At 66.6% G+C, this 26,117-nt stretch carries 20 protein-coding genes; 12 read left to right on the forward strand and 8 right to left on the reverse strand.

Translation table 11 applies throughout. The features are described 5' to 3' along the window. Positions 1-138: 138 nt before the first annotated feature. The 8 genes from smpB to AACH40_RS05045 all read left to right on the forward strand — a co-directional run bounded on the left by smpB (position 139) and on the right by AACH40_RS05045 (position 12,073). Positions 139-627, forward strand: a complete 489-nt coding sequence (smpB, locus tag AACH40_RS05010) for an SsrA-binding protein SmpB (RefSeq protein ID WP_169492570.1) — start codon at positions 139-141, stop codon at positions 625-627. Between the two features lie 122 nt (positions 628-749). After that, positions 750-1,310 carry a DUF2062 domain-containing protein gene (locus tag AACH40_RS05015; protein ID WP_338644444.1) on the forward strand — a complete coding sequence of 187 codons (561 nt, stop codon included), beginning with the start codon at positions 750-752 and terminating at the stop codon, positions 1,308-1,310. A 37-nt stretch (positions 1,311-1,347) separates the two neighbouring features. Continuing rightward, a complete protein-coding gene (locus AACH40_RS05020; RefSeq protein ID WP_422394897.1) occupies positions 1,348-3,816 on the forward strand; it encodes an ATP-binding protein in 2,469 nt (822 codons plus the stop codon). Between the two features lie 263 nt (positions 3,817-4,079). Continuing rightward, on the forward strand, positions 4,080-5,150 hold the full coding sequence (gene recA / locus AACH40_RS05025; protein WP_169492573.1) for a recombinase RecA: 1,071 nt from the start codon (positions 4,080-4,082) through the stop codon (positions 5,148-5,150). A gap of 241 nt (positions 5,151-5,391) precedes the next feature. Next, positions 5,392-6,240, forward strand: a complete 849-nt coding sequence (locus AACH40_RS05030; RefSeq protein ID WP_338644445.1) for a class I SAM-dependent methyltransferase — start codon at positions 5,392-5,394, stop codon at positions 6,238-6,240. Positions 6,241-6,298: 58 nt separating this feature from the next. Continuing rightward, the gene (gene alaS, locus AACH40_RS05035) at positions 6,299-8,944 is read left to right on the forward strand and encodes an alanine--tRNA ligase (protein WP_338644446.1); all 2,646 of its coding nucleotides are present in this window, start codon (positions 6,299-6,301) and stop codon (positions 8,942-8,944) included. A 39-nt stretch (positions 8,945-8,983) separates the two neighbouring features. Then, positions 8,984-9,922, forward strand: a complete 939-nt coding sequence (locus tag AACH40_RS05040; protein ID WP_338644447.1) for an energy transducer TonB — start codon at positions 8,984-8,986, stop codon at positions 9,920-9,922. Positions 9,923-10,042: 120 nt separating this feature from the next. Further along, positions 10,043-12,073, forward strand: a complete 2,031-nt coding sequence (locus AACH40_RS05045) for a S9 family peptidase (protein WP_338644448.1) — start codon at positions 10,043-10,045, stop codon at positions 12,071-12,073. 3 nt (positions 12,074-12,076) lie between these two features. On the opposite strand, the gene AACH40_RS05050 is transcribed toward AACH40_RS05045, so the two are convergent. The 6 genes from AACH40_RS05050 to AACH40_RS05075 form a co-directional block, all read right to left on the reverse strand. Continuing rightward, positions 12,077-12,253 (reverse strand): hypothetical protein, encoded by a 177-nt coding sequence (locus tag AACH40_RS05050; RefSeq protein ID WP_338644449.1) that lies wholly within the window; start codon positions 12,251-12,253, stop codon positions 12,077-12,079. Positions 12,254-12,324: 71 nt separating this feature from the next. After that, the gene (locus AACH40_RS05055; RefSeq protein WP_338644450.1) at positions 12,325-12,969 is read right to left on the reverse strand and encodes a hypothetical protein; all 645 of its coding nucleotides are present in this window, start codon (positions 12,967-12,969) and stop codon (positions 12,325-12,327) included. A gap of 24 nt (positions 12,970-12,993) precedes the next feature. After that, complete coding sequence (locus AACH40_RS05060) at positions 12,994-14,775, reverse strand: cation:proton antiporter (RefSeq protein WP_338644451.1); 1,782 nt, start codon at positions 14,773-14,775, stop codon at positions 12,994-12,996. A 327-nt stretch (positions 14,776-15,102) separates the two neighbouring features. Then, entirely contained in the window at positions 15,103-15,972 is an 870-nt protein-coding gene (locus AACH40_RS05065; protein WP_338644452.1) for an energy transducer TonB, read from the reverse strand. 28 nt (positions 15,973-16,000) lie between these two features. Then, complete coding sequence (locus tag AACH40_RS05070) at positions 16,001-18,046, reverse strand: DUF3857 domain-containing transglutaminase family protein (protein WP_338644453.1); 2,046 nt, start codon at positions 18,044-18,046, stop codon at positions 16,001-16,003. A 286-nt stretch (positions 18,047-18,332) separates the two neighbouring features. Then, positions 18,333-19,556, reverse strand: a complete 1,224-nt coding sequence (locus AACH40_RS05075) for an NADP-dependent isocitrate dehydrogenase (RefSeq protein ID WP_338644454.1) — start codon at positions 19,554-19,556, stop codon at positions 18,333-18,335. A gap of 203 nt (positions 19,557-19,759) precedes the next feature. Here AACH40_RS05075 and AACH40_RS05080 point away from each other — a divergent pair, with 203 nt between their 5' ends. Continuing rightward, complete coding sequence (locus tag AACH40_RS05080; protein WP_169492583.1) at positions 19,760-20,521, forward strand: crotonase/enoyl-CoA hydratase family protein; 762 nt, start codon at positions 19,760-19,762, stop codon at positions 20,519-20,521. A gap of 76 nt (positions 20,522-20,597) precedes the next feature. On the opposite strand, the gene AACH40_RS05085 is transcribed toward AACH40_RS05080, so the two are convergent. Then, complete coding sequence (locus AACH40_RS05085; RefSeq protein WP_338644455.1) at positions 20,598-21,611, reverse strand: sensor domain-containing diguanylate cyclase; 1,014 nt, start codon at positions 21,609-21,611, stop codon at positions 20,598-20,600. Positions 21,612-21,856: 245 nt separating this feature from the next. Here AACH40_RS05085 and AACH40_RS05090 point away from each other — a divergent pair, with 245 nt between their 5' ends. From AACH40_RS05090 to AACH40_RS05100, 3 genes are read left to right on the forward strand one after another with little or no spacing between them, the layout of a single operon-like run. After that, positions 21,857-22,492, forward strand: coding sequence for a cytochrome b/b6 domain-containing protein (locus AACH40_RS05090; protein ID WP_338644456.1), 636 nt, complete (start codon positions 21,857-21,859; stop codon positions 22,490-22,492). A gap of 9 nt (positions 22,493-22,501) precedes the next feature. Continuing rightward, entirely contained in the window at positions 22,502-23,017 is a 516-nt protein-coding gene (locus AACH40_RS05095) for a hypothetical protein (protein WP_338644457.1), read from the forward strand. Positions 23,018-23,022: 5 nt separating this feature from the next. Beyond that, a complete protein-coding gene (locus tag AACH40_RS05100; protein WP_338644458.1) occupies positions 23,023-23,715 on the forward strand; it encodes a VIT family protein in 693 nt (230 codons plus the stop codon). A 43-nt stretch (positions 23,716-23,758) separates the two neighbouring features. On the opposite strand, the gene AACH40_RS05105 is transcribed toward AACH40_RS05100, so the two are convergent. After that, entirely contained in the window at positions 23,759-26,098 is a 2,340-nt protein-coding gene (locus AACH40_RS05105) for a TonB-dependent receptor (RefSeq protein ID WP_338644459.1), read from the reverse strand. Positions 26,099-26,117 lie beyond the last annotated feature (19 nt).

Below are 26,117 nucleotides of genomic sequence, written 5' to 3' on the forward strand. Positions count from 1 at the left end.
AACGGTTTGTGCACTGCAACGTGAAAGCGCAAGGGCGGTTTCCTGAAACTTCGGTCATGCGGGCGGGCCCGGATCGCGCAAGTCATTGCAGGCGCCCCGCTTCCCTTTTGCCGGGGCACACCCTACATGGCGGCGACCATGGCACGCCCTACCCCCGCAGCCTTCGACAAGAAGAAGATCGTCGCCGAGAACCGTCGCGCGCGGTTCGAATACTATATCGAGGACGTCTACGAGGCGGGCATCGTGCTGACCGGCACCGAGGTGAAGTCCTTGCGCTTTGGCGAAGGCTCGATTGCCGAATCCTATGCCGAGGTGAAGGGCGGCGAAGTCTGGCTGGTCAATTCCAACGTGCCCGAATTCAGCCACGGCAACCGCTTCAACCACGTGCCCCGGCGGCCGCGCAAGCTGCTGCTGAAGGAGCGCGAGATCGACAAGTTCCACGGCGCGGTGGAACGCAAGGGCATGACGCTGGTGCCGCTGTCGATCTATTTCAACGGTCGCGGCCGAGCCAAGGTGGAGCTGGCGCTCGCCAAGGGCAAGAACGCAGCCGACAAGCGCGCCACGATCAAGGAACGCGACTGGAAGCGCGACAAGGCGCGCATCATGCGCGAACACGGCAAGGAATAAGTTGGCTTTCCACCCCGCGCTTCACTTCGGCGTAAGCTCCGCGCGGGTAGCCACGGCGGATCGATAGAGGCGCAATCGTTCCGTGACGGGACGGTGACACGCCGCTAACCTTGCGGGACGAGATGCAGACGAGAATCGCCAACTGGGCCCGGGCCAACATGCCCACGCGCGAACAGATGGAGCGCATGCCCCTGGCGCGCCCGCTCGCCGCGCGGCACGAACTGTGGCGGTTCACCCGCCGTTCGGTGCCGCGGGGGGTGGCGGTCGGCCTGTTCATCGGCATCTTCGCGATGATTCCGGGCGTGCAGATCGTGGGTGCGGCGCTGATGTGCCTGCCGTTTCGCGGCAACATCCCGATCGCGGCGCTGATGACGTTCATCTCGATTCCGCCGACGACGCTGTTCGTGTTCCTTCCCGGCGCGATCTGGGTGGGCAACCGCTTCGGTTTCCACGCCGATCTCTCGACGATCACCACGCTCGTGTCCAAAGGGGCAGGCGTGGGCGAATGGCTCGCCTGGTTGGGCACCGATGCCGCGCCGTCGCTGGTGATCGGCCTTGGCGTGATCTCGCTGGCCAGCGCCGCGCTCGGTTATGTCGTCACGGCGATCGGCTGGCGGTGGTGGACCGCGCACAAGCGGCGCACCCGGCTGATGCGGGCGCAGGCAAGGGACTTTCCGGAGTGACCGCCGGGCCGGAGGGGGTATGGCCCGCGTGAGCAGGATTGAAAGCGGGGCAGGGGTGACGACGACGTATCGCAGCGAGGGGGCGTTGCTCTCGGCCGAACCCGACGGCAGGCGTCTGCCGTGGAAGGACTTTGCCGCGATCGCGCTCGGCATCCTGGCAAGCGCCGGCCTGTTGTGGTGGGTTTCGGGCGAGGCGGTGGCCGCCATCGCCTTTCTTTCGGGGATCGTGCTGGTCGGCGCGCTGGTGCTCGCCGTGCTGCGGCTGCGGCCCGAAGCCGAAGTGCCCGATTTTGCCGCGCCCGACTGGTCGGTCACCTTCACCGCGATCGACCGTGACGACGAAGCGGTGGCGATCACCGACCGCGCCGGCCGGCTGGTCTGCGCCAGCACGCGCTATATGGAATGGTTCGATGCAAGCGTTGCGCCGCCGAGCCTGCAGCTCGATGCACCGGCCCGCGAAGGCATCGACAACGCGGCGCGCACGGCGTGGCGCGATGGCGCGGCACGGGTGGCGCTGATTCCCGGGTCGCTCGGAGGGCTCTCGCTCGACGTGCGGCGCGCGGGCCGGGGCGAGAACCACCTGGTCTGGCGCTTCGTGCCGGCGAGCGACGACGATCCGGTGACCGAGATGGCCGCGCATGTCGCCGGCAAGCTCGGCCGCGCGCTGAGCCGCGAAGCGCTGCAATGCGCGCTGGTCGCGCCCGACGGGCAGGTGCTGGCTGCCAACGGCGCCTTTGCCGCGCGCGCTTCGGGCCGCGAGACGGCGGACCTGGTCGGCACCGACTTCGTCTCGTGGTTCTGCTCGGACGAGCACGAACGCATCTACTATGCGCGCGAAGGCGCCAAGGGCGCGCCGGTGCGCTTCGTCCACGTGCCCGTTGCCGATCCCGACGTTTCGGACGCGATCGATCCGACCGCGGTGCCGTCGCTGTTCCTGCTGCTCGACGATCAGGGCGGCATCGGCGATCCGCGCGCCGGGCTGCCGCAGGTGGAAGCGCTGCTGGCGCGGCTGCCGCTGGGCCTTGCCATGACCGATCGCGACGGCCGCTTCCTCTTCGCCAACCGCGCCTTCCTGCGCGCCGCCGGGCACGAGGACCCCAATTTGCCGCCGCCGTACCCGTCCGACCTCGTCATCCGCGAAGACAAGGGCGCGCTGGCCGATGCGGTGCGCCGCTATGCACAAGGCGCGCCGACATCGGGCGACGTCGCCGTGCGCCTGCGCGCCGCGCCCGAAGAGCCGGTCTCGCTCAACATGGCGGCAGTGCGGGGGCTGGGCGAAGGGGCGGTGCTGCTGAGCCTCAAGGATTCGACCGAGGAAACCCGCCTCAAGCGCGAGATCGCGCAGGCGACCAAGATGCAGGCAGTGGGCCAGCTGGCCGGCGGCGTGGCGCACGATTTCAACAACGTGCTGACCGCGATCATCGGCTATTGCGATCTCATGCTGATGCGTCACACCCCGGGCGACAGCGATTACGACGACATCCAGCAGATCAAGGCGAATTCGAACCGCGCCGCCTCGCTCACCCGCCAGCTGCTCGCCTTTTCGCGCCAGCAGACGCTGCGCCCCGAAGTGCTGCAGCTGCCCGACGTGGTGGCCGAGGTTTCGACCCTGCTCAAGCGCCTGCTCGGCGAAAAGATCAGCCTGGAAGTCACCCACGATCGCGATCTGGGCTTCGTTCGGGCAGACCCGGTGCAGCTCGAACAGGTGCTGCTCAACCTTGCCGTGAACGCGCGCGATGCGATGGCCGACATCAAGGGCGGCGGCACGCTGCGGCTGATGACCCGGCGCGTGACGGCCGGCGACGTGCGCGCGATGAAGAGCGAGATCCTGCCGATCGGCGACTATACCGCGCTGATCGTCGAGGACACCGGCCACGGCATCAAGCCCAACCTGATCGGCAAGATCTTCGAGCCGTTCTTCACCACCAAGGACAAGGGCAAGGGCACCGGCCTTGGCCTTTCGACCGTGTACGGCATCGTCAAGCAGTCGGGCGGGTTCATCTTCGCTTCGAGCGAGGTGGGCAAGGGCACGCGCTTTACCATCTACCTGCCGGTCCACGTGCCCGACGCGGTCGAGCAGGCCGAAGCCGCCAGGCCGAAGCCCGAAGGACGGCGCAGCGAATGGAGCGGCGGCGGGCGCATCCTGCTGGTGGAGGACGAGGACACCGTCCGCGCCGTGGCCGAACGCGCGCTGGTGCGCCAGGGCTACGAGGTGACCACGGCCGCCGATGGCGAGGAAGGGCTCGAGGCCTTGCAGCGGATCATGGCGGCGGGCGAGGATGTCGACATGATCGTGTCCGACGTCGTCATGCCCAGCATGGACGGCCCGACGATGGCGCGCGAGATCCGCCGCCTGCGCGCGGACATGCCGATCCTGTTCATGTCGGGCTATGCCGAGGAACAGCTGCGGCGCGAGATCGACATCCCCAACATGCACTTCCTGGCCAAGCCGTTCAGCGTGGCGCAGATCGTGGCGGCGGTGGAAGACGTGCTGCGCGGCGACTGACCGCCGCGCGATTGTTGCGGGCGCCAGGGCGCCACACCGATGCCGCCATGTTGGAAGGAATCGGTGGAAAAGCCCACCCGGATTCCAACGTCCTTCCGGCGCGCTCGCCCCGAAAAAGCGGCGTTGGCGCAGAGCTTTAGGGGGTAATCGCGCGAAAATGGCGGGAAATTTCCGTTCCCCTCTTGTTCCATGAGAACAAAATGCATACAAAGCCAGTGTTGACGGTTCGTGTGAGCCATCTTTAGGCAAGGGGAAGCAAAGCCATGGCGGCGCAGCTCAAGCTCATTCAGGAAGGTAAAGACAAGGACATGGACCGTCAGAAGGCGCTCGATGCGGCCCTGGCCCAGATCGACCGGGCATTCGGCAAGGGTTCGGCCATGCGGCTGGGCCAGAAGGAAGCGATGCAGGTCGAAGCGATTTCGACCGGGTCGCTCGGTCTGGACATCGCGCTTGGCGTCGGTGGCCTGCCACGTGGCCGCGTGATCGAAGTTTACGGGCCGGAAAGCTCGGGCAAGACCACGCTTGCGCTGCACGTGATCGCCGAAGCGCAGAAGAACGGCGGCACGGCAGCGTTCGTCGATGCCGAACACGCGCTCGATCCGGTCTATGCCAAGAAGCTGGGCGTCGATATCGACAACCTGATCGTCTCGCAGCCCGACACCGGCGAACAGGCGCTCGAGATCACCGATACGCTGGTGCGCTCGAACGCGATCGACGTGCTGGTGGTGGACTCGGTCGCCGCGCTCGTCCCCCGCGCCGAAATCGAAGGCGAGATGGGCGACAGCCACGTCGGCCTGCAGGCTCGCCTGATGTCGCAGTCCTTGCGCAAGCTGACCGGCTCGATCAGCCGCTCGCGCTGCATGGTGATCTTCATCAACCAGCTGCGCATGAAGATCGGCGTGATGTACGGCAATCCCGAGACGACGACGGGCGGCAACGCGCTCAAGTTCTACGCCTCGGTCCGTCTCGACATCCGCCGCACCGGGCAGATCAAGGATCGTGACGAGATCACCGGCAACGCCACCCGCGTGAAGGTCGTGAAGAACAAGGTCGCCCCGCCGTTCCGGCAGGTCGAATTCGACATCATGTACGGCGAAGGCATCTCCAAGATCGGCGAGATCCTCGATCTGGGCGTCAAGGCCGGCCTCGTCGAAAAGTCGGGCGCCTGGTTCAGCTACGACAGCATCCGCATCGGGCAGGGGCGTGAAAACGCGAAGAACTACCTGCGCGAACACAAGGAAGTTTGCGACCGGCTCGAAGCTGCGATCCGCAGCCGCACCGAGCAGGTCTCCGAAGGTCTGATGGCCGGTCCGGACGCGGACGACGACGTCTGATCTTCAGGCGGGGCGCGGGGCCGGGCATCGTCCGGGCCAGCACGCCTGATCGCCGAACAAGGGGGCGGCGCGTTCCACGGGCGGAACGCGCCGCTTTTCCTTTGGCGCGGACGCGGCTCCTGCCTATGCTCGATCCCTCCGCTGTACGCGCGGGACGGCCCGCAGACCTACACACCGCCTTGCTTCAGAGCGGAACCATCCCCGCTTGCCCGCCAGCACCGCTGCGCCTAGCCTGCCGGCCATGACAAGCGCCGGGGATTGGGAGGGCAGCGTCGGGACCAGCTGGGCCGCGGAATGGCGGCGCACCGACCGCTCGTTCGCCGCGCTCACCCCCCGCCTGCTCGAAGCAGCGCTGGCGCATCCCGCTAACCGCGTGCTCGACATCGGCTGCGGCGCAGGCGAAATCGCGCTGTCGCTCGCCCGCGCGCGGCCGCAGGCGACCGTCATCGGCCTCGATCTTTCCGCCCCGCTGCTGGCCGTGGCGCGGTCGCGCGGGGAAGGGCTGGGCAACCTCTGGTTCGAACAGGGCGATGCCGCGCGCTGGGCCGATACCGCGGGCAAGCCGGACCTGCTCGTTTCACGCCACGGCGTGATGTTCTTCGACGATCCCGCTGCTGCCTTCGCGCACCTCGCCGCGGTTGCCGCACCGCAGGCCCGGCTCGTCTTCACCTGCTTCCGCTCGGCGGCCGAAAATGCCTGGGCAGCGGATATCGCCCGCCTGCTGCCGCCCGCCCCTCCCGTGCCAACTTCCCCATCACCAGCGGCGTTCGATCCGCCGCCCGGCCCTTTCGCCTTCGCCGATCCGGAACGCGTCCGCCGCGCGCTGGCCGGATGGCGCGACATCGAATTCACCCCGGTGGACTTCACCTACGTCGCCGGCAGTGGCGAAGCTCCGGTCGAGGACGCGCTCGCCTTCTTCCAGCGAATCGGCCCCGCCGCCGCAGCGATCCGCAATCTGCCGCGCACGGCGCGCGCCTCGTTCGAAGCCAAGCTCGACGAACTCGTCCGGTCGCGCCTTGCCGGTGGGCAGGTGATCTTCCCCGCAGCGGCGTGGCTGGTGACCGCCATCGCCGATCACGCGGCAGGATGAATGCGGGGACGATGAATCGTGCTTGTTCCGCGCCAAGTGCTCGCCTAATTCGCGTGCCATGACGTCGACGAACGAAATCCGCCGCTCCTTCCTCGAATACTTCGGCTCGGCCGGGCACGAGGTCGTGCAATCCGCGCCGCTGGTCCCCTACAACGATCCCACGCTGATGTTCGTGAACGCCGGCATGGTGCCGTTCAAGAACGTGTTCACGGGGCTTGAGACGCGCGCCACCTCGCGCGCCACATCGTCGCAGAAGTGCGTCCGCGCCGGCGGCAAGCACAACGATCTCGACAATGTGGGCTACACCGCGCGCCACCACACCTTCTTCGAGATGCTGGGCAATTTCAGCTTCGGCGATTATTTCAAGGAACAGGCGATCACCCACGCCTGGACCTTGCTGACGCGGGAATGGGGCCTGCCCAAGGACAAGCTGCTCGTCACCGTCTACCACACCGACGACGAAGCCTTCGGCCTGTGGCAGAAGATCGCCGGGCTTTCCGAAGACCGCATCATCCGCATCCCCACCAAGGACAACTTCTGGGCGATGGGCGATGAAGGCCCGTGCGGGCCGTGCTCGGAAATCTTCTACGACCACGGCGACCACATCTGGGGCGGTCCTCCGGGATCGGCGGACGAGGACGGCGACCGCTTCATCGAGATCTGGAACCTGGTGTTCATGCAGTTCGAGCAGGCGGCGGGCGAAATCGTCGGCAACCTGCCCAAGCCCAGCATCGACACCGGCATGGGCCTGGAACGCATCGCCGCGGTGATGCAGGGCGAACACGACAACTACGACATCGACACGTTCCGCGCGCTGATCGCCGCGAGCGAGAGCCTGACCGGCGTGAAGGCCGAAGGCGAGCAGACCGCCAGCCACCGCGTGATCGCCGACCACCTGCGTTCGACCAGCTTCCTGCTGGCCGACGGCGTGCTGCCGAGCAACGAAGGCCGCGGCTATGTCCTGCGCCGCATCATGCGCCGCGCCATGCGCCACGCGCATCTGCTGGGCGCGAAAGACCCGCTGATGCACCGCCTCGTCGGCGCGCTGGTCACCGAAATGGGCCAGGCCTATCCGGAACTGGGCCGCGCGCAGCCGCTGATCGAGGAAACGCTGCTTCGCGAGGAAGTGCAGTTCCGCCGCACGCTGTCGAACGGCCTGAAGCTGCTCGACGAAGCGACCGGCACGCTGGGCGAAGGTGACAAGCTGCCCGGCGAAACCGCGTTCCGCCTCTACGACACCTACGGCTTCCCCTACGACCTGACCGAAGACGCGCTGCGTGCGCGCGGCATCTCGGTCGATCGCGATGGCTTCGATGCGGCGATGGCGCAGCAGAAGGCGGCGGCGCGCGCGGCGTGGAAGGGCAGCGGGCAGGCGGCCGACAGCGAAGTCTGGTTCGACATCGCCGAACGCCACGGCGCCACCGAATTCACCGGCTACACCGCCACCACCGGCGAAGGCGTGGTCGTGGCGCTGGTCAAGGACGGCAAGGAAGTGGCCGAGGCGGGCGTTGGCGAAGAGGTCGTCATCCTCACCAACCAGACCCCGTTCTATGGCGAGAGCGGCGGCCAGATGGGCGATACCGGCACGATCTCCACCAACGAAGGCCTGAAGATCGTCGTCGGCGATACGTCCAAGCCGCTGGGCCGCCTTCACGCGCACCAGGGCAAGGTGGAAGCGGGCACCGTCAAGGTTGGTGATGCCGTGCTGCTGGCGGTCGATGTCGAGCGGCGCGATGCCACGCGCGCCAACCATTCGGCCACGCACCTGCTGCACGCCGCATTGCGCCATCGCCTGGGCCACCACGTCACGCAGAAGGGCTCGATGGTTTCGGCCGATCGCCTGCGGTTCGACTTCTCGCAGCCGACCGCGCTGACGGCGGAGGACATCGCCGCGATCGAAGCCGAAGTGAACGCGGAAATCCGCGCCAACGAGGCGGTCACCACCCGCCTGATGAGCCCGGACGAGGCGATCGAGGCGGGCGCGATGGCGCTGTTCGGCGAAAAGTATGGCGACGAAGTCCGCGTGCTCAGCATGGGCCGCCAGACCGACAAGCACTATTCGGTCGAACTGTGTGGCGGCACCCACGTGCGCGCGCTCGGCGATATCGGCGTGTTCCGCATCGTTTCGGAAAGCGCGGTATCGTCGGGCGTGCGCCGGATCGAGGCGCTGACCGGCGAAGGCGCGCGCCAGTGGCTGGTCGATCGCGAGGACAAGCTGAAGGGCACCGCCAGCCTGCTGCGCACCACGCCCGACGAGGTGGAGGCGCGCGTCGCCGCGCTGCTCGACGAACGCCGCAAGCTGGAGCGCGAGCTCGCCGAAGCGAAGAAGGCGCTGGCGCTTGGCGGCGGCGGTTCGGCGGCTGCGGCTGCGGACGAGGACGTGGGCGGCGTGAAGTTTTCAGGCCAGGTGCTCGAAGGGCTGGACCCCAAGGAACTGCGCGGCCTGCTTGACCAGGCCAAGCAGCGCATGGGCTCGGGCGTGGCGGTGATCGTGGCGGTCAACGACGGCAAGGCGAGCATCGCCGCCGCCGTGACCGAAGACCTTGCCGGCAAGGTGAGCGCGGTCGACCTCGTCCGCGCCGGCGTCGAAGCGCTGGGCGGCAAGGGCGGCGGCGGCCGTCCCGACATGGCGCAGGGCGGCGGCCCGGATGGCAGCAAGGCGGCTGACGCTATCGCTGCGACGAAGGGCGTGCTGGCGGGGTGATAGGCTGGCGCATTGCCGTCGCGGCAGCGGGGATCGCGCTTGCCGCTGGGCAGGCGCTGGCCCAGGCTCGCGCCCGAGCACGCCACGACATGGGATCTCGATGGCGGCGGCGCACTTGATTTCGTCGGGCAGGATGCCGCTCTTCAGGCGCTCGATGCAAAACTTGCGGCGCAATCGGCAACGGTCGACATGGTCGGTGCGCCCGGCGGTGCCGTCGTCTCCTGCCAGGAGGCGCAAGGCGTGCCGCACAATCCGGCGGCGCAAGACCTTTGCCGCGTGGCGTTGGCAGGCGCTCGGTTCGGGCAGCAGCCCGGTCTCGAGCTTCCCGCCAAGGTGCGCCTGCGAGTGAGTGCCAGCGCGCGGCAAACGTACCATCCGGCACAGCCGATACGGTTCGGCTCACTGGTGGGCGGCAACGGCTTTGCCGTTTTCAAGCAGAAGCCGGACGGGACGTGCAACGTCTTCACACTTGACCTTGCCGACGAGGACCGCGCAGCCATGTGTGCGGCCTGGTTGGCTGCAGGCAAGCCCGGTCGAGAGCTTGTGCCCGGACTCGGCGATTTCGAAATTGCCGTGGCGCCAGACTTCGCGGCACCTGCAGGCTATCGCCGCGATATCGGCGCTGACATGCCGCGTAACGACGGGCCGGTGACCAGCGCGCTCGGAGACCCGGCAGCCGACCTGCAGCTCGGCAATGAAATGGGAAATGCGCGCATTTCGCTGCAGAGTGGTGACTACCCCGCGCGCGCGCTGCGGGCGAACATCGGGGCAAAGGTGCGCGTGTGGATTGGCTTTTCGCGTGATGGCAAACCGGGAAGTTGCAGGCCGGTTGAATCGAGCAACGGCTCCTACCTCGCCAATACCACGTGCATGGCAATGATGCGCGGCGCACGCTTTGATTTCGCGCCCGGAACGCCGGCCTTCCAAGGCCTTCGTTACCTAGCCAAGACAGTCAGCTGGGCTATTCCTGTCGATTGACTTCTGACCGTTTCGGGCTCGTTGGCGCGGCCCTCTGCCTTCTGCCCTTTTTGGCGGGGGCGATTGCGGCGTGTTGGCGGAGCGGTTAGCCCTGTTGCGGAGGCAGCAGGGAGGCGGGTCATGCGGCGGTCGGGTGCGGGTTTGCGGGTGGCGCTGGCGCTGGGGGCGGCGGCGACGGGATTGTCGGGCCTTGCCGGTCTGGCGCTGGCGGCGGAAGCGCCCAGGCCCATCACCATCGATGATATCATGGCGGTCAAGCGCCTGTCCGCGCTGCAGTGTTCGGCCGACGGGCGCAGCGCGCTCTACACCGTCAACAGCGTCGATGCGAAGAAGGACAAGCGCCGCGATGCGGTGTGGCTGGCTTCGCTGACGGGTGGCGAGCCGCTGCGGCTGACCGGCGAGGACGAAAGCTCCAGCGCGCCCGCGTTCAGCCCCGACGGGCGCTGGATCTCGTTCCTGTCGAAGCGGGGTGACGACAAGCTGGCGCAGCTCTGGCTGCTCGACCGGCGCGGGGGCGAGGCACGCAAGCTCGGCGAGGTGAAGGGCGATATTGTCGACTATCGCTGGTCGCCCGACAGCCGCACGATCCTGCTGACCAAGACCGATCCGGTGCCCGACGGGCCCGAGGACGACAAGGATCGCCCGCGCCCGGTGGTGGTCGACGATGTGCTGTTCAAGCGTGATGGCAGCGGCTTCCTCGTCGCCGAAAGCCACAGCCACCTTCACGCGCTCGATGTTGCGAGCGGCAAGGCAACGCAACTGACGCCGAGCGGGGCGAGCGACGAAAGCGCGGCGGAATGGTCGCCCGATGGTTCGCAGATCGCCTATTTCGTCGATCACGCGATGGACCCGGCAGCGCCTGCGACGCAGTGGCTCTATGTCATGCCGGCGAGCGGCGGGGCGGCCCGGCTGGTGGCGAAGGTCCCCGGGGTAGCGGGGCAGGCGCTGGTCTGGTCGGCCGATGGCAGGACCATCTCCCACCTGATCGGAACGGCATCGCCCAAGGTCGCGCAATATGCCCAGCCGCACCTTGCCCGGACCGACGTGGCGACCGGGCAGACGCAGCTGGTGCCATCGACAGACAACCTGTTCGTATCGCAGCCGGTGGCGATGACCGGCGGGCGTATCGCCGTGATCGTCAGCGAAGACCGGCGCGAGCTGCCCGCGATCGTCGATCGCAGCGGCAAGCTGCAACGCGCCAGCGACGGCGCGCTGGGCGTGACGGCGCAGTGCGGCGAGGAGGCGGGATCGGCTGGCCGCGCGGTGATCGCCAGCAGCGATACCGCGCCCGCCGAGGTCTATGCGCTGGCGGGCGGAAAGATGCGCGCGCTGACCAGCCACAACGCCGCGCTTGCGCAGAAGATTGCCTGGGCGCCGGTGCGCGATTTCTCCGCCAAGGCCAGCGACGGCAACGATGTGCACGGGATGGTCACGCTCCCGGCAGGCTACGCTGCGGGCACCCGCTATCCCGCAGTGCTGTGGATCCACGGTGGTCCGAACGGGCAGGATGCGCATGGGACCGACGGATACAGCCTGATGCGGCAGTGGCTTTCAGCGCAAGGCTATGCCGTGCTGTCGGTCAATTATCGCGGCAGTTCGGGGCGCGGCGATGCCTATGCCCACACGCTTGCGGCGGACTGGGGCAACAAGGACGTGCTGGACCTGCACACGGCGGTCGATTGGGCCGTGTCATCCGGCCTTGCCGATCCCGATCGGCTTGGCGTGGGCGGATGGAGCTATGGCGGCATCCTGACCGACTTCCTGATCGTGCGCGACAACCGCTTCAAGGCGGCGTTCAGCGGCGCGGGCGAAGGCAATATCCTGGCGCTGTTCGGCGTGGACGAATACGTGCAGCAATATGCGCAGGAAATCGGTGCGCCGTGGGAGCGGCCGGACCTGTGGATCAAGTTTTCCGAACCCCTGCTCAAGGCCGACCGTATCAAAACGCCGACGCTGTTCATGGGCGGAACGGCCGACGACAATGTGCCGATCGCGGGCGGGCAACAGATGTACCAGGCGCTGCGGCTGCTCGGCGTGCCAACCCAGCTTGTGGCCTATCCGGACGAGACGCACGGGCTTGTCCGGCCAAGCTTCCAGCGCGACCGGCTCGAACGGTTCGCCGCCTGGTACGCCCGCTACCTAAAGCGCTGAGCGCTACTGCCGCCTGCCGCTCGTCGCGCGGGTTTCGGGCTCGCTGCCGCGGGGCAAGTCCTTTTCGCCCATCGTCCAGTCGGTCTGTTGCGGGCGCTTGATCGCGCCGGTGTCGGGCTGGTCGCCTTGCGTGGCAGGGTTCTTGTCGGGTTCGTTCGACGGGCGTTGGTTGGCGGTCATGATCGCACTCCTTCGCTTGCTCGAACGCTTTGGGCGGGGGCGGGGGGCGGCGGTTGCGGTGGAGCGGGCGTTCAACCGGTCGGCAGGAGTTCCAGATTTTCCAGCAGCGCTTCAAGGTGCGCCCGGCTGATCCTGCTCCACACGTTATAGGTGCAGGTCTGGCCGCCGACGCGGAGATAGGCGAGCGAATTGAGGCCTTTGCCCTCCGGATTGGTGACGGGATAGGGCTGCGCGCCTTCGACGCCATAGCCGGCAAACGCGGGCTGGGGCAGGGTGTCGAGCTGGCGCAGGTGCTGCCATTGGCGCGCCAGCCGGTCGCGCTGTGCATCGGCCGAGGCATGATCGTCGGGAAGGATCGCCACCCCGGCGATGCCGAACGCGCTGCGCACCTGCGGCTGGTCCCAGGCGACGGCCCAGCCGCCTGAAAAGCGGGCCGGGCGCGGCGTGCCCGAAGCGCCGGCGGTGCTGCGGAAATGAAGCGGCGCGCATTCGCCCCGGTTCGCGGCCTTGCGCCACTGGCCCAGGATCAGGCGGTCGGTGGCGGACAGCGGTGCGGCGGTGGGCATTGGCGCAGGGGTTGGCGAAGGGGCAGGCGCCGATGCGACCGGCGGAGCGGGTGACGGTTGCGCCGTGGGGCGCGGCTCGGGACCGGGCGCGGCGTGGCGCTCGCATCCGGTGAGCAGCAGCGCGGCGGCAAGGGCAAGGCGTTGATTCATGGCCGTTTCAACACAGGTTCCGGGTCAGGCGTTCCTTTCGCGCAGCCGCGAGGACTTGAGCCGGGGCATGGCATCCAGCTCGCCATCCTTCATGATCTGCTTGCGCAATTCGTCGCGCTTTTCGTGGATCGAGGCGATCACCGGCCCCATCGGCACGCCCAGATCGACCAGCACCGCTTCGGACAGCTGGAGCGAGCTTTCGAGCGTTTCCGGCACCGCGTGGCTCGCTCCGGCGCGGTAGAGTTCGGCGGCGTGGACCGCATCGCGGGCGCGCACAATGATCGGCACGTCGGGGCGGCGGGCGCGCAACTTGCGCACGATGCGCGAGACGAGCACCGGTTCGTCCATCGTCAGGATCAGCGCGCGGGCGTGGTCGAGGTCGAGCCGGTCGACCACGGTTGCCGCCTCGATATTGCCGAACAGCACGGGCATCCCGGCAGCGCGCGCCTCGCGGACCATCGCCGGGTCGCTGTCTATGCCGATATAGGGCGTGTCGTGCGCCTTGAGCATTTCGCCGATCAGGCGGCCGACGCGGCCGAAGCCGATGATCACCGCACGATCGCCGACCGGTTCCTCCACCTCGGCCTCGGCAGAGCGGCCCTCGGCACGTTCGACGCGGGCGCCGCTGATCTCGCCCAGCTTGGCGAGCAGGGGCGTGATGGTGAGGCCGATGGCGGTGACGATCTGCCAGTATTGCGCCGTCTCGGCATCGATCAGTGCGGCGGTGCCGGCGGTGCCGAGCACGATCAGCGTCGTTTCGCTGGGGCTCGCCATCAGGATGCCGGTCTGCAGCGCGGTGGCCCGCTGCTTGCCCATGATGCGCAGCGCCACCGTGGTCACCAGCGCCTTGACCACCACCACCCCGGCAACGCCCGCCAGCAGCGGCCAGAAATCGCGCCAGACCACGGCAAGGTTGATGCCCATGCCGATGGTGATCAGGAACACGCCGAGAGCCAAGCCCTTGAACGGCTTGGTGATCGCCTCGACCTCGCCGTGATATTCGGTCTCGGCGATGAGCAGGCCCGCCAGCAGCGCGCCCATGATCGGCGACAGGCCCACCGCGCCGGTGGCGAGCGCGGCGACGATGACCACGAGCAGGCTGGCGGCAAGGAACAGTTCGGGGCTCTTGGTCTTGGCGGCTTGCGCGAACAGGCGCGGCAGCAGCAGCTTGCCCGCGACGAGCAGGACGAGGACGACCAGCCCGCCCTTCCACAGCGTATCGACCAGGCTGGGCCCGCCGCCCGCCGCCGCCATCGGCCCGATCGCGCCCAAGAGGAAGATGATGGGGACGAGCGCGATGTCCTCGAACAGCAACATCGACAGCGCGGCGCGGCCGACGGGCCCTTGCGTGCCCGATATCGGCAGGACCAGCGCGGTCGACGACAGCGCGAGCGCAAGGCCGAGCCCGAGCGCGGCGGGCGTCGTCTCGCCCGTGGCGCGCAGGACCAGGCCGAGGAGCAGCGCGGACACCAGCAGCTCGATCGCGCCGAGCCCGAAGACCAGCCGCCGCATCGACCACAGGCGGTTGAACGACAGCTCCAGCCCGATCTCGAACAGCAGCAGGACGATGCCGAATTCGGCGAAGGGTTCGATCGCGTGCGGATCGGATATGGTGACGTGGTAGAGCCAGGGATAGCGCGGCACGAGCGCGCCCAGGCCATACGGGCCGACGGCGAGGCCGACGAGGATGAAGCCGATGATCGGCGTGATCCGCAGGCGGGCGAACGCAGGAATGACGATCCCCGCCGCGCCGAGGATGACGAGCGCATCGGAAAGCGCGGTGGTGGGTGCAATCGATCCGGCCATGAAGGCAGCCTAGCGGGCGGGGGCTGCGGTTGTAACCCCTTGCGAGGGAAGGAAAGCGCCCGCGCAACGGTTTGAATTGAATGCTTCGATGTTTGGAAGGGGTTTACGGGGTTTACACAGTCCAGAGACGAAATGTCCCGGTCCCTCCAGTGCCAGCGAAACCGTTCGATGCGAGGGATGGAGAGCGAAAATAGCTTTTCTTTACAACAGATAAGAGGCTTGAATGCATCTTTTCTAACGGAGTGGCGGCTTGTAGGACAGGCCAAGTAGCGTGGCGCTTTTCTGACGTGCGCGTCAGCAAAGCGCCCTTTGAGGGCCGTGTTTCGCTTACCCCCCGGTCTTCAGCAAGATCCGCTCCACATGCCATCCTTCAGCGACGCCGTCTTTGCTGTACGCCGAGAAGGGCGGGTCGAATGTCCTTTCACGGACCTGACCGCAGAAATCGGCTGCGAAGTTATCGATGCCGCGCTGTTCCACATAGCTGCATTGTGCAACTTTGCCGTCCTTGGTCACGGTAAAACGATAGACATTCAGCGCGCGCTGTTCATAGCCCGCCACCGGCGCCAGCGCCCGCGTGCGCAGATCGGGTGAGAACGCAAGCGCCTGCTGAAGCTGTACCTCGTTGGAGGCCGCCGCATGGTTTCCAAGTATTTCCAGCGCAGCAGCCTCGGATGGCCTTACATCGTTTCCGCAGGAATTCTCGCTGGGGGGAGCGGTCCCGGCCGTGAGCTGCATGACCATTTTGCACGACGTCATCTTGCCGGACTGATCGACGGTCAGCACGGCAGCGCCAAAGGACTCGCTCAACGGCGTCTGTTCCCCGTCCGGCATCACCCATCGCACGCTGTTTCGATAGGTGCTTTCGACCAGCTTTCCCTTGCGATCGTGGGGAGGCGTGAATTTTGCGTTCGCCATGAGACGTTCGCACGTGGCCCTGTCGAGCGCATCGAATCCGCTGCTTTTCACAATATCACAGCGGGACGGCTTGCCACTGGTATCCACCGTCAGCGCAAACGCGGTCACCCCGGCCATGTCATACCGCAAGGCAACAGCCGGGTAGTCCTGGGGGGCAAGCCAATCTGCAGGAGATCCAATCGGCGTGGCCACGAGTGGTGCGGGCTCTGCAGCACTGGCAATTGCCGGTAGGGCAAGAGAGACCATCGACCAAGCTGCCAAGGAAAATCCGCCAAATTTCATCGTGCGTTCCGCTCGCTATGGTCCGTGATTACTTTGCGACGACAGCGCGCGATGACGCAGCCACGCATGGCACGTCGTCGCGTGTCCAATCGATGTCATTGACCGCTGGCACATTCGTGTTGGTCGCAATCGGATTGGACTGGCCAGCCGGGTCGTAGAAAATGTAACCCATGCTGTTGTCGAAGGCTGCGATGCGGTTGTTGTCCGCCTTGGCCGTGGCGGCGTCAATTTCATTGCGTTCGGTACGGGAACCACGGATCATGCGAATTGCGCCGTCCTTGAGGCCGAACACCCGGTAGAAATTGCGGCCAAAGATGTGCGTGTCGTAACTCGGCTTCGATGCCCATTGCCTGGACCGCGTCGTGGAAGGCAGATGGACTGTCGTGACGTAGCAATTGTAGCTGGGCTTGATGGAATAGGGCGCATCCTGATCCTGGTCGGAAGGGCGGCCGCGCCGCTCGGGCGGACTGAAACCGCCGCCCGGCAAAGCCAGCGATCGGGCGCCGCTGCCGTCGTCTTCCCAATCGAGTTTCATCTTGCCGGTAATCGTCAGAACGCTGGCTTGCGCCTTTTCATCATAGTGCCATTTTACATCATCGATCGCCTGCCAGTTCCCCCCGACTAGGTTCTGGCGAAAAGCGTTGAACAGCTGGTCCGCCGTTACGGTGGAAAACTGGACTTGCTGCTTCAGGCCATCGATGCCTCTGACAATCGTCGTGCTGACCACGCTGGCGTTCTGGTCAAATCCGGAACGGGCGTCGATGTCCATCAGGTTGATTTCGTCCGGCCTGTCTTCCGGATGCCAAGCCAGGGGCTGGAGGGCGCTGCCACTTTCATCGAGCGGCAGAAACCAGCGATAAGGCAAGGTGGGCTCCTTTCCAGGCGCGACCACGGACGGCATGGTGCCATCCAGCCAATACCAGGTGCCATCGATGCGAGCGCGCACGAGCACATGGTCGAATAGCCGCGGGCTTGGCAGATGCTGGTCCAGGCCATCGTCCGCCCCGCCATTGTTGACAAGGACCGGCTGCGCCTCGATCCCCATCGTGTTCAGCAGCGCCAGAAGGAGCGCCGTCTTGGCCTTGCAATCCCCATACCGGCGCTGCCAGGTTTCGTCTGCCGTGGCAGGGGTCAGGTTTCCCCGATCAAGTCCGACGTAGATGTAGCGGATATCCTGTTGCACCAGTTTCAGCGCGGCGCTTGCGCGTTCGAATGCAGTCGGGTTTGCGGCGGCAATCCTGCTCGCTTCCTGCTGGAGCGGCGATCGGGGCGGCAGGGCAGCCGCTTTGGCAAAAAGCGGCGCAATGCGGCGAGAAACGCCCGCCCATTCCGAGAAGCTGCTGTATTCGATCATTCGTTGCCACTGGTAACGCGACGGCGCGTCCTTGGGTGGCGTCAAGATGGGCGGGTTGTCGTACGTGACTTCGACGGCGTGATCGCTGCTTCGGGTGGCGGCGGCCAGGTCCGGGGTCAACTTGAGATTGGGCTTTCGCCCGTCGTCCCAACTCACTTTCAGACGATACCGCCCCGGAAGGGGGCTTGGCCCGAGCAGGAGCAGACCAGCATCATCGTTGCCCAGCGTGGGGTCACTTACCCGGACTGTGTAGCTGACTTCCAGTTCATCGCCGACCCGCAAGTCCGGGACGCGCAAGACCGCCGTCAGCATCCCGTCGAGCTTGGCCGCTTCGAGCTGATCTTCGCGCCGCAGTATCTCGAACGAGGTCGATTTCATGACATCGATGGCCTGGTCGGCCCTGAACACCTTTATGCTGTGAACGATCGGCGACCCAGCCGCGGGATTCCAGGATATAGAGATATTGCCCGCATCAAGCGCACCAGGCTGCAACAGCTTGAGCCGGTATCCGACGTATTGCTGCTGCCCCTGAGCATCGAGATGGACAAGGATATCCTGCCGCCGGAAGACGGCAGCACCGCTGGCCTTTTCGGGTGCGGGCATCAGGTCGGATTGCGTGACCCATGATGGCACGGGGCCTTCCTTGACCTGCCGGTCTTCCGCGACTGCCGGACTGACAACAACCATGGAGGCAACAAAAGCAAAAGCCAGACCGCGCAAGTCATTCCCCCTGGACCGCATGTTCGACGCGAACGTTGGCAAATATCTCGCCGGTCCACAATATTGGCGAGGCGCAGATTGAGGGCCGGGTTGGGGAAAGAAAGACCAAAATGCTGCGATCTTCGGTTGCCCAGCCAAATCGGAAAGGATCGGTGCGACTGCTCTTTACTGAATGCAAGGTCGTTGCTTGCGCTGACGCGCCTGATCGTGACCGATCTGGACCCGAGATAAAAAAAGGCCCCGGATCGCTCCGGGGCCTTTATCATTCGGCCTTGGCGGCGGGGCTTCAGGCCCAGCTGGCCATTTCGGCTTCGAGGTTCTGCACGATCGCCTCGAAGAACTGCTCGGTGGTCATCCACGGCTGGTCGGGGCCGATCAGGATGGCGAGGTCCTTGGTCATCTTGCCGCTTTCGACGGTCTGGATGCAGACGCGCTCAAGCGTTTCGGCGAACTTGACCACTTCGGGGGTCTCGTCGAACTTGCCGCGATAGATCAGGCCGCGCGTCCAGGCGAAGATCGACGCGATCGGGTTGGTCGAGGTCTGCTTGCCCTGCTGGTGCTGGCGGTAGTGGCGGGTGACGGTGCCGTGGGCGGCTTCGGCTTCCACGGTCTTGCCATCCGGCGTCATCAGCACCGAGGTCATCAGGCCGAGCGAGCCGAACCCTTGCGCCACGGTGTCCGACTGCACGTCGCCGTCGTAGTTCTTGCACGCCCAGACGAACTTGCCCGACCACTTGAGCGCCGAGGCGACCATGTCGTCGATCAGGCGGTGTTCGTAGACGATGCCGGTGGCGGCGAACTTTTCCTTGAAGCCTTCGGTTTCGAACACTTCGGCGAACAGATCCTTGAAGCGGCCGTCATAGGCCTTGAGGATGGTGTTCTTGGTCGACAGGTACACCGGCCAGCCGAGATTGAGGCCGTAGTTGAACGAGGCGCGGGCGAAATCGCGGATCGAATCGTCGAGGTTGTACATCGCCATGGCGACGCCGGCGCTCGGGAAATCGAACACGTCGAGATCGATCTTCTCGCCATTTTCGCCGTCCCAGACGAGGCGCAGCTTGCCCGGGCCCGGGATCAGGGTGTCGGTGGCCTTGTACTGATCACCAAAGGCGTGGCGGCCGACGACGATCGGGTCGGTCCAGCCCGGCACCAGGCGCGGCACGTTCTGGATCACGATCGGCTCGCGGAAAACGACGCCGCCCAGGATGTTGCGGATCGTGCCGTTGGGCGACTTCCACATCTTCTTGAGGCTGAATTCCTCGACGCGGGCTTCGTCGGGCGTGATCGTGGCGCACTTCACGCCGACGCCGTACTGCTTGATCGCGTTGGCGGAATCGATGGTGATCTGGTCGCCCGTCTCGTCACGCTTTTCGACCGAGAGGTCGTAGTACTTCAGATCGATGTCGAGATACGGCAGGATCAGGCGTTCGCGAATCCACTGCCAGATGATCCGGGTCATTTCGTCGCCGTCGAGTTCGACGACCGGGTTCTTCACCTTGATCTTCGCCATGTCCGTCCTGTCTGTTTCCGGGGAGGTTTGCGCACTCCCTTAGCAGAGGTTGCGGGGCGTGCAAGACGGGCGGAACCGCGCGCTTTGCAAGGACGCGCGGCGCTGCGCGCGGCGGAAGGGCTGGACAGGGCAGGCGATCCGGGCCAAGGATTTAAGTAAGCGGTTAAATGCCGCGAGCCACGAACCAGAGGGAACCCTGAAGGATGAGCGAAGAAGTCCTGACCGAAGTCGACGGCAATGTCCTTGTCGTCACCATCAACCGCCCCGAAGCCAAGAACGCCATGACCAAGGCCGCGGCCGAGGGCATCGCCGCCGCGATGGACCGGCTCGACGCCGAAACCGACCTGCGCTGCGCGATCCTGACCGGCGCGGGTGGCACGTTCTGTTCGGGCATGGATCTCAAGGGCTTCCTGCGCGGCGAATCGCCCTCGATCAAGGGACGCGGGTTCGGCGGCCTTTCGGAATGGACGCCCAAGAAGCCGATCATCGCGGCGATCGACGGCTATGCGCTGGCCGGCGGCATGGAGCTGGCGCTCGCCTGCGACCTGATCGTGGCCAACGACAAGGCCAAGTTCGGCATCCCCGAAGCCAAGCGCGGCCTTGCCGCCGCCGCCGGTGGCCTGATCAAGCTGCCGCGCCAGATCCCGCCGCGCATCGCGATGGAACTGGCGCTGACCGGCGACTTCATCGACGCCAAGCGCGCCTATGACCTGGGCTTCATCAACCAGCTGACCGAAGGCCCCGCGATCGAGGCGGCCAAGGCTCTGGCGGCCCGCGTTGCCGAGAACGGCCCGCTGGCGCTGATCGCTTCGAAGGGCATCATCCGCGATTCGCACGAATGGACCGAAGCGGAGATGTGGAAGAAGCAGCAGGAATACATCGCGCCGGTGTTCTCTTCGAGCGATGCGCGCGAAGGCGCGGCCGCTTTCGCCGAGAAGCGCAAGCCGAACTGGCAGGGCAAGTAAGCCTGCCAGGGCTTTGAGGTACGAGGCCGGGGCGCACGCGGGTGCGTTCCGGCCTTCGTGCGTCAGGAGCAGGCGATCAGGCGGCGCTGCGCTGCCGGGCAAGGCAGCAGCGGTTACGGCCCGAACGCTTTGCTTCGTAGAGCGCGGCGTCGGCAGCGGCGAGCCAGCCGGGCGCATCGCGGAAGGCGAGCGGCGTGGCGGAAACCCCGAAGCTTGCCGTCACGGGCAGCGGCGTTGCGATGCCGTCCACCACGATCGGTTCGCGTTCGAGCGCGGCGCGAATGCGTTCGGCGATGGCAAGGCCGGTGTCTTGCGAAAGGCCGGGAAGCAGGACGGCGAACTCTTCGCCGCCCAGGCGACCGAAGCAATCGGTTTCGCGCAGTTCGCGCGTGATCCGCGCGGCCAGCGTTTCGAGCACGCGGTCGCCCGCCGGGTGGCCGTGGCCATCGTTGATGCGCTTGAAGTGATCGACATCGAGCGCGATCAGGCAGGCATTGGGACTGTGGCCGGGGGTGCTGTGGGCGCGTGCGTTGTCGAGCTCTCGCTCCACGCAGTCTAGGAAGCCGCGCCGCGACAGGGCGCCGGTCAGCAGATCGCGTGCGGCGATCTGGCGCAGTTCGAGTTCGTTGACGACGATGCGCGCGAAATCGCCCAGCATGGCGATGTCGCGCGCGCTGAAATCGCGCGGGCGCTGGTCGATCACGCACAGCGTGCCGACGTTGTAGCCATCGGGCATCTGCAGCGGCACGCCAGCATAGCTGCGGATGTGCGGCTCGTCGGTGACCAGCGGGCTGGCGGCGAAGCGGTGGTCCTCGGTGGCGTTGGCGACGACCAGCGGCCCGTCGTTGGCGATGGCGACGGTGCAGAACGAGCCCTGGCGCGGCCCTTCGCGATTGGGCAGGCCCAGGCTTGCCTTGAACCACTGGCGATCGCGGTCGACCAGCGAGATCGATACCATCGGCACGTCGAGCACGTTGCGCACAAGGCTGACCACCCGGTCGAACGGCTGTTCGGGCGCGGTGTCGAGCACAGACAGGCGGTGGAGCGCGGCGAGGCGTCCGGGTTCGTCGAAAAGCTGTGCGGCGGGCATGGTAAAGATCCGGATCTGCGGCTTGGTAGAATTACCTAGAGATGCACCAAACTTCGTTAATTTTGCACAAATTATCCGCACGGCACGTGACGAAACCGGACGAAGCGAAGCGGCGTCAAGAGCGACCGGAAAGGGACCTGCCGCGATAAGCAGGCGCTTATCCCCGCCGCAATAAGCGCAGTGCCAATGGATGGCGGTGGACGTGGCACGCATTGCACAACCTTGCCCGAAGCAAGGAGACGGCGATGCACGATGACGATCAAACGATGCCACCGGCGCGCCGGCGCTGGGACCCGGTGGTGAAAGTGACCCACTGGGCGGTGGTGGGCGCGGTGCTGGCCAATGCCCTGCTGACCGAGGAAGGTTCGGCAACCCACGTGTGGATCGGCTATGCCCTTGCCGCGGTGCTGGCGTTGCGGCTGCTGTGGGGTTTCGTGGGCCCGGCCGAGGCGCGGTTCAGCGCCTTTCCGCCCAACCCGGCCCGGGCGCTGGCCCATGTCCGCGAGATACGGGCGGGCGGGCACACGCGGCACACTTCGCACAATCCGCTGGGCGCGCTGATGGTCTATGCGATCTGGAGCTGCCTGGGCGTGGTGATCGCATCGGGCATCGCCACGGCGGGCTTGCCGGGCGCGGTGCGGGCCGAACGGCACGAGCCGGCCGTCGCGACCGCGCAAGTTGGTGGCGAGCGCGAGGAGGAGGGCGAGAAGGATGGCAGGGAGGACCGCGAAGGCGAAGAGCAAGGCGGACTTGGCGAAGTGCACGAGGCGGCGGTGAACCTGCTCTACCTGCTGATCGTGCTGCATATCGCGGGCGTCGTCTTCGAAACGCGGCGGAGCGGGCGCGATGTGGTGCTGGCGATGCTGCCCGGTCGCGGCTAAGCCGTGGCCATGAAGCACCACCACGCCACGCTGCAACGCCGCGCCGCGCTGCTGGCCGTTGTGGTGGTGCTGCAGGCCATCGCGGCGCTGTTCTTCGTGCTCGATCTTGTCGGCGACGTGATCGCTGACGGGATGGGCCCGCATCTGGCGATCGAGGGCGCGGCGGTGGTCGCACTGGTGGTCGCTGTCTTCGGCGGCGCGCTGCAGATCCGCGCGCTGGTGTTGGCAACCCGCGCCGACGAAGCGGCGGTGGCGATGGCGCGGGGCGCGGCGGCCGAACTGGTGCGGCTGCGGTTCGCGCAGTGGAAGCTGACCCCCGCCGAGGCCGACGTCGCGCTGTTCGCGCTGAAAGGTTGCGACATTGCCGAGATCGCGCGGCTGCGTGGCGCGGCGGCGGGCACGGTGCGCGCGCAGCTGGCCCGCGTCTATGCCAAGGCGGGCGTGGGCTCGCACGCGGCGCTGCTGGGAAGCTTTCTAGAAGACCTGATCGTTGCCGAAACGCCTGCACCCGCCGGCCTGGAGTGAATCGCATGAGAGCACACCGCGAACATCATCTCGTATCGCGCATCGGCTGGCTTCGCGCCGCGGTGCTGGGCGCCAACGACGGGATCGTATCGACCGCCAGCCTGGTGCTGGGCGTCGCGGCATCGGGCGCGGACCGGCCGGCGCTGCTGGTGGCAGGCGCGGCGGGGCTGGTGGCGGGCGCGATGTCGATGGCGGCGGGCGAATACGTCTCGGTCAGCTCGCAATCGGACACCGAGCAATCGGACCTGGCGCGCGAGGCTTCGGAAATTGCCAGCAACCGCGAGGCCGAGGTTGCCGAACTCGCCGGGATCTACGTGGCGCGCGGGGTGGATGCGGCAACGGCGCAGACCGTGGCGCGCCAGATGATGGACCACGACGCGCTGGGCGCGCATGCCCGCGACGAACTGCACATCACCGAAGTGACGGCGGCGCGGCCGGTGGTGGCGGCGCTGACTTCTGCCGCGACGTTCACGTCGGGCGCGGCGCTGCCGCTGCTGCTTGCCGCCGTGCTGCCGATGAACCGGGTGGTGGCGGGCGAGGCGGTCGGCTCGATCCTGTTCCTGGCGCTGCTCGGCGCGGTCGGCGCGCGGGCCGGCGGGGCAAGGGCGCTAAAGCCCGTGGTCCGCGTGGTGTTCTGGGGCGCGCTGGCGATGGGGCTGACCGCGGGGATCGGCCGGCTGGTCGGCACCAGCCTGTAACGGAAAAAGGGCGACGCCGCGCGGCGCCGCCCCGGCTTTCCGGTCAGTGGAAGGACTTCGAGACGGTCACGTTGAAAGTGCGCGGCTCGTTGTAGGCGCGATAGTAGAGCGGATAGACGCCCGCGTTCGAGGGCGCGTAGCCGCCGAACTGGCCGCGCCGCAGGTTGAACAGGTTGCGCACGCTTGCGCCGATGCTCCAGCTTTGGTCGGCGGCGGTGTAGTTGATCGTGCCGTTGACGTAGGTCTGCGCGCCGACCCGCAGCTGCGGGGTGTTGTAGATATCGGCGTAGCGGCTCGATTCATACTGGACATCGGCGCCCACGCGCAGTGCGCCGGGCAGTGCCAGCGGCAGGCGGTAGTTGAACGATCCACCGAACTGCCATTCGGGCGAGTAGGGGAAATCGAGCCCGAGCAGGGTCTTGCGTCCTGCGACGTTGGCCGGAAGCGTGGCCGTGAAGGTGCGGTACTTCGTCCGCAGCCAAGCGGCACTGCCGGTCAGCGTTAGCCCGTCGACTGGAACGACGGTAAGTTCCGCCTCGGCGCCCCACGAAGCGGCCTTGCCTGCGTTGATCAGCTGGTTGGTGACGACGCCCAGCGCCGCCGTGGCCGTGGCGCGGACCTGGAAATCCTTGATATCGTTGTAGTAGGCCGAGATGTTGAAGGTGGCCTTGCCGCCGAAAAGGCGCGTCTTGAGGCCGGTTTCGTAAGTGGTGGTAAGCTGCGGCAGGTAGGGCGTGCTCGACCCGACGAGGCTGACCGAGCGCAAGTCGTACCCGCCGCTCTTGAACCCTTGCGAGAACGAGACGTACTGGAAGATGTCCCTGGTCCAGTCGATCTGTGCGCCAAGCTTGGGGGTGAAGCGGGCGAAGCTCTTGGGCTTGGCCTCCACATCGAAGCTGGAGAACGTGGCGCTGGCCGATGCGCCGGTGGGATACTGCACGAAGAACCGGTCGGGATCGTAGTTCCAGTCCTGCGGATCGTGCAAGCCCCAGCCGCGTCCGGTCTGGCCGATGTTGTGGAACCTGCGCCGATCGGTGGTCCAGCGCCCGCCCACGGTGAACGTGAGGCGGTCGGTCGCCTTGAAGTTGGCCTGCCCGAATACGGCCCAGCTGGTGGTGTTCAGCCAGTTGTTGGTGTGCGTGACCGTGCCGACGTTGTCGAGCGGCGACCCGGCCGACTGGCTCAGGCGGTGGTTGTGGAAGTTTTCCTTGAAGAAATAGAGCCCTGCAACGAAATTCCAGCGGTCGAATTCGCCGTTGAGGTTCAGCTCTTCGGTGATCTGGTGCTGCCAGAACAGCGCAAGGCTGTCGCCCTTGATCGCGGTGACGCCGTCGTTGTCGTAATAGATCGGCCCATGCAGCCCGCGGTAGGCGGTGACCGACTTGAGCGTGAAGTGCTGGTCGATCTCGTACTTCGCGGTCAGCGAACCGCCATAGGTCGTGGTGCGGTTGTAGGGCAGCGTATCGGACCAGGTGAGATCGGGATCGGTGGCGTTGCCGGTGCCGGGCTTGCCGTCGGGCTGGTTGACCGGGGTGTAGTAGCTCTGCGTTGCGCGGTCGAACATCGCATCGCCGGCCAGCGTCAGGGTGAAGCCGGGGGCGACCTGCGACTTGAGCTTGCCGCGCACCACCCACAGGTCGGTATCGTTGACGTCGCGATCGAGCGGCACGCTGTGCTGCCAGCCATCGCGCGTGTGGCGGATGACGGTAAGTGCCCCGTTCAGGGCATCGTCGGCCAGGATCGCACCGTTGACCCGCGCTTTCAGGTCGACGTTCTTGAAGCTGCCGAGCGTGGCGGATGCATCGAGCGAAGGTGTGGCGGTCGGGTCCTTGGTGATGAAGCGGATCGCCCCGGCGCTGGAATTGCGGCCATAGAGCGTGCCCTGCGGCCCGCGCAGCACCTCGACGCGTTCGAGATCGGGCGTGTCGTAAAGCGAGCCGACCGTGCGCGCGAGGTAGACGTCGTCGACATAGACCGCGACCGCCGGCTCGGGATAGGTGTCGATCTCGCCGATGCCGCGGATCGAGTATTGCTGCGTGGTCTGCGCGGTGGAGCGCTTGGGTGCGAGCAGGCCGGGGACGCGGCCGCCCGACAGATCGCGGAAGGTCGAAATCTGCTGCTGCTGGATCGCATCGCCGCCAATGGCGGTGACCGCGATGGGAGTGCGCTGCAGCGTTTCGGGGCGCTTCTGCGCGGTGACGATGATATCGCCGACCCCGCTGTCGGCGGCGGCATCCGGCGCGGCAGCGCTATCGGTGGGCGCGGGGGCCTGGGCCGGGGCCGTCTGGGCCCGGGCATGAGCGCCAAGCGACAGGGCGAGCGAAAGCGCGGTGCCGGTCAGCCAATGCCGGCGGGCGCGAAAAGACAAGCGAGCGAGATGCATGATTCTCCCTGATCGTCAT

This window comes from Novosphingobium olei (assembly GCF_037076535.1).
Classification (GTDB): Bacteria; Pseudomonadota; Alphaproteobacteria; order Sphingomonadales; family Sphingomonadaceae; genus Novosphingobium; species Novosphingobium olei.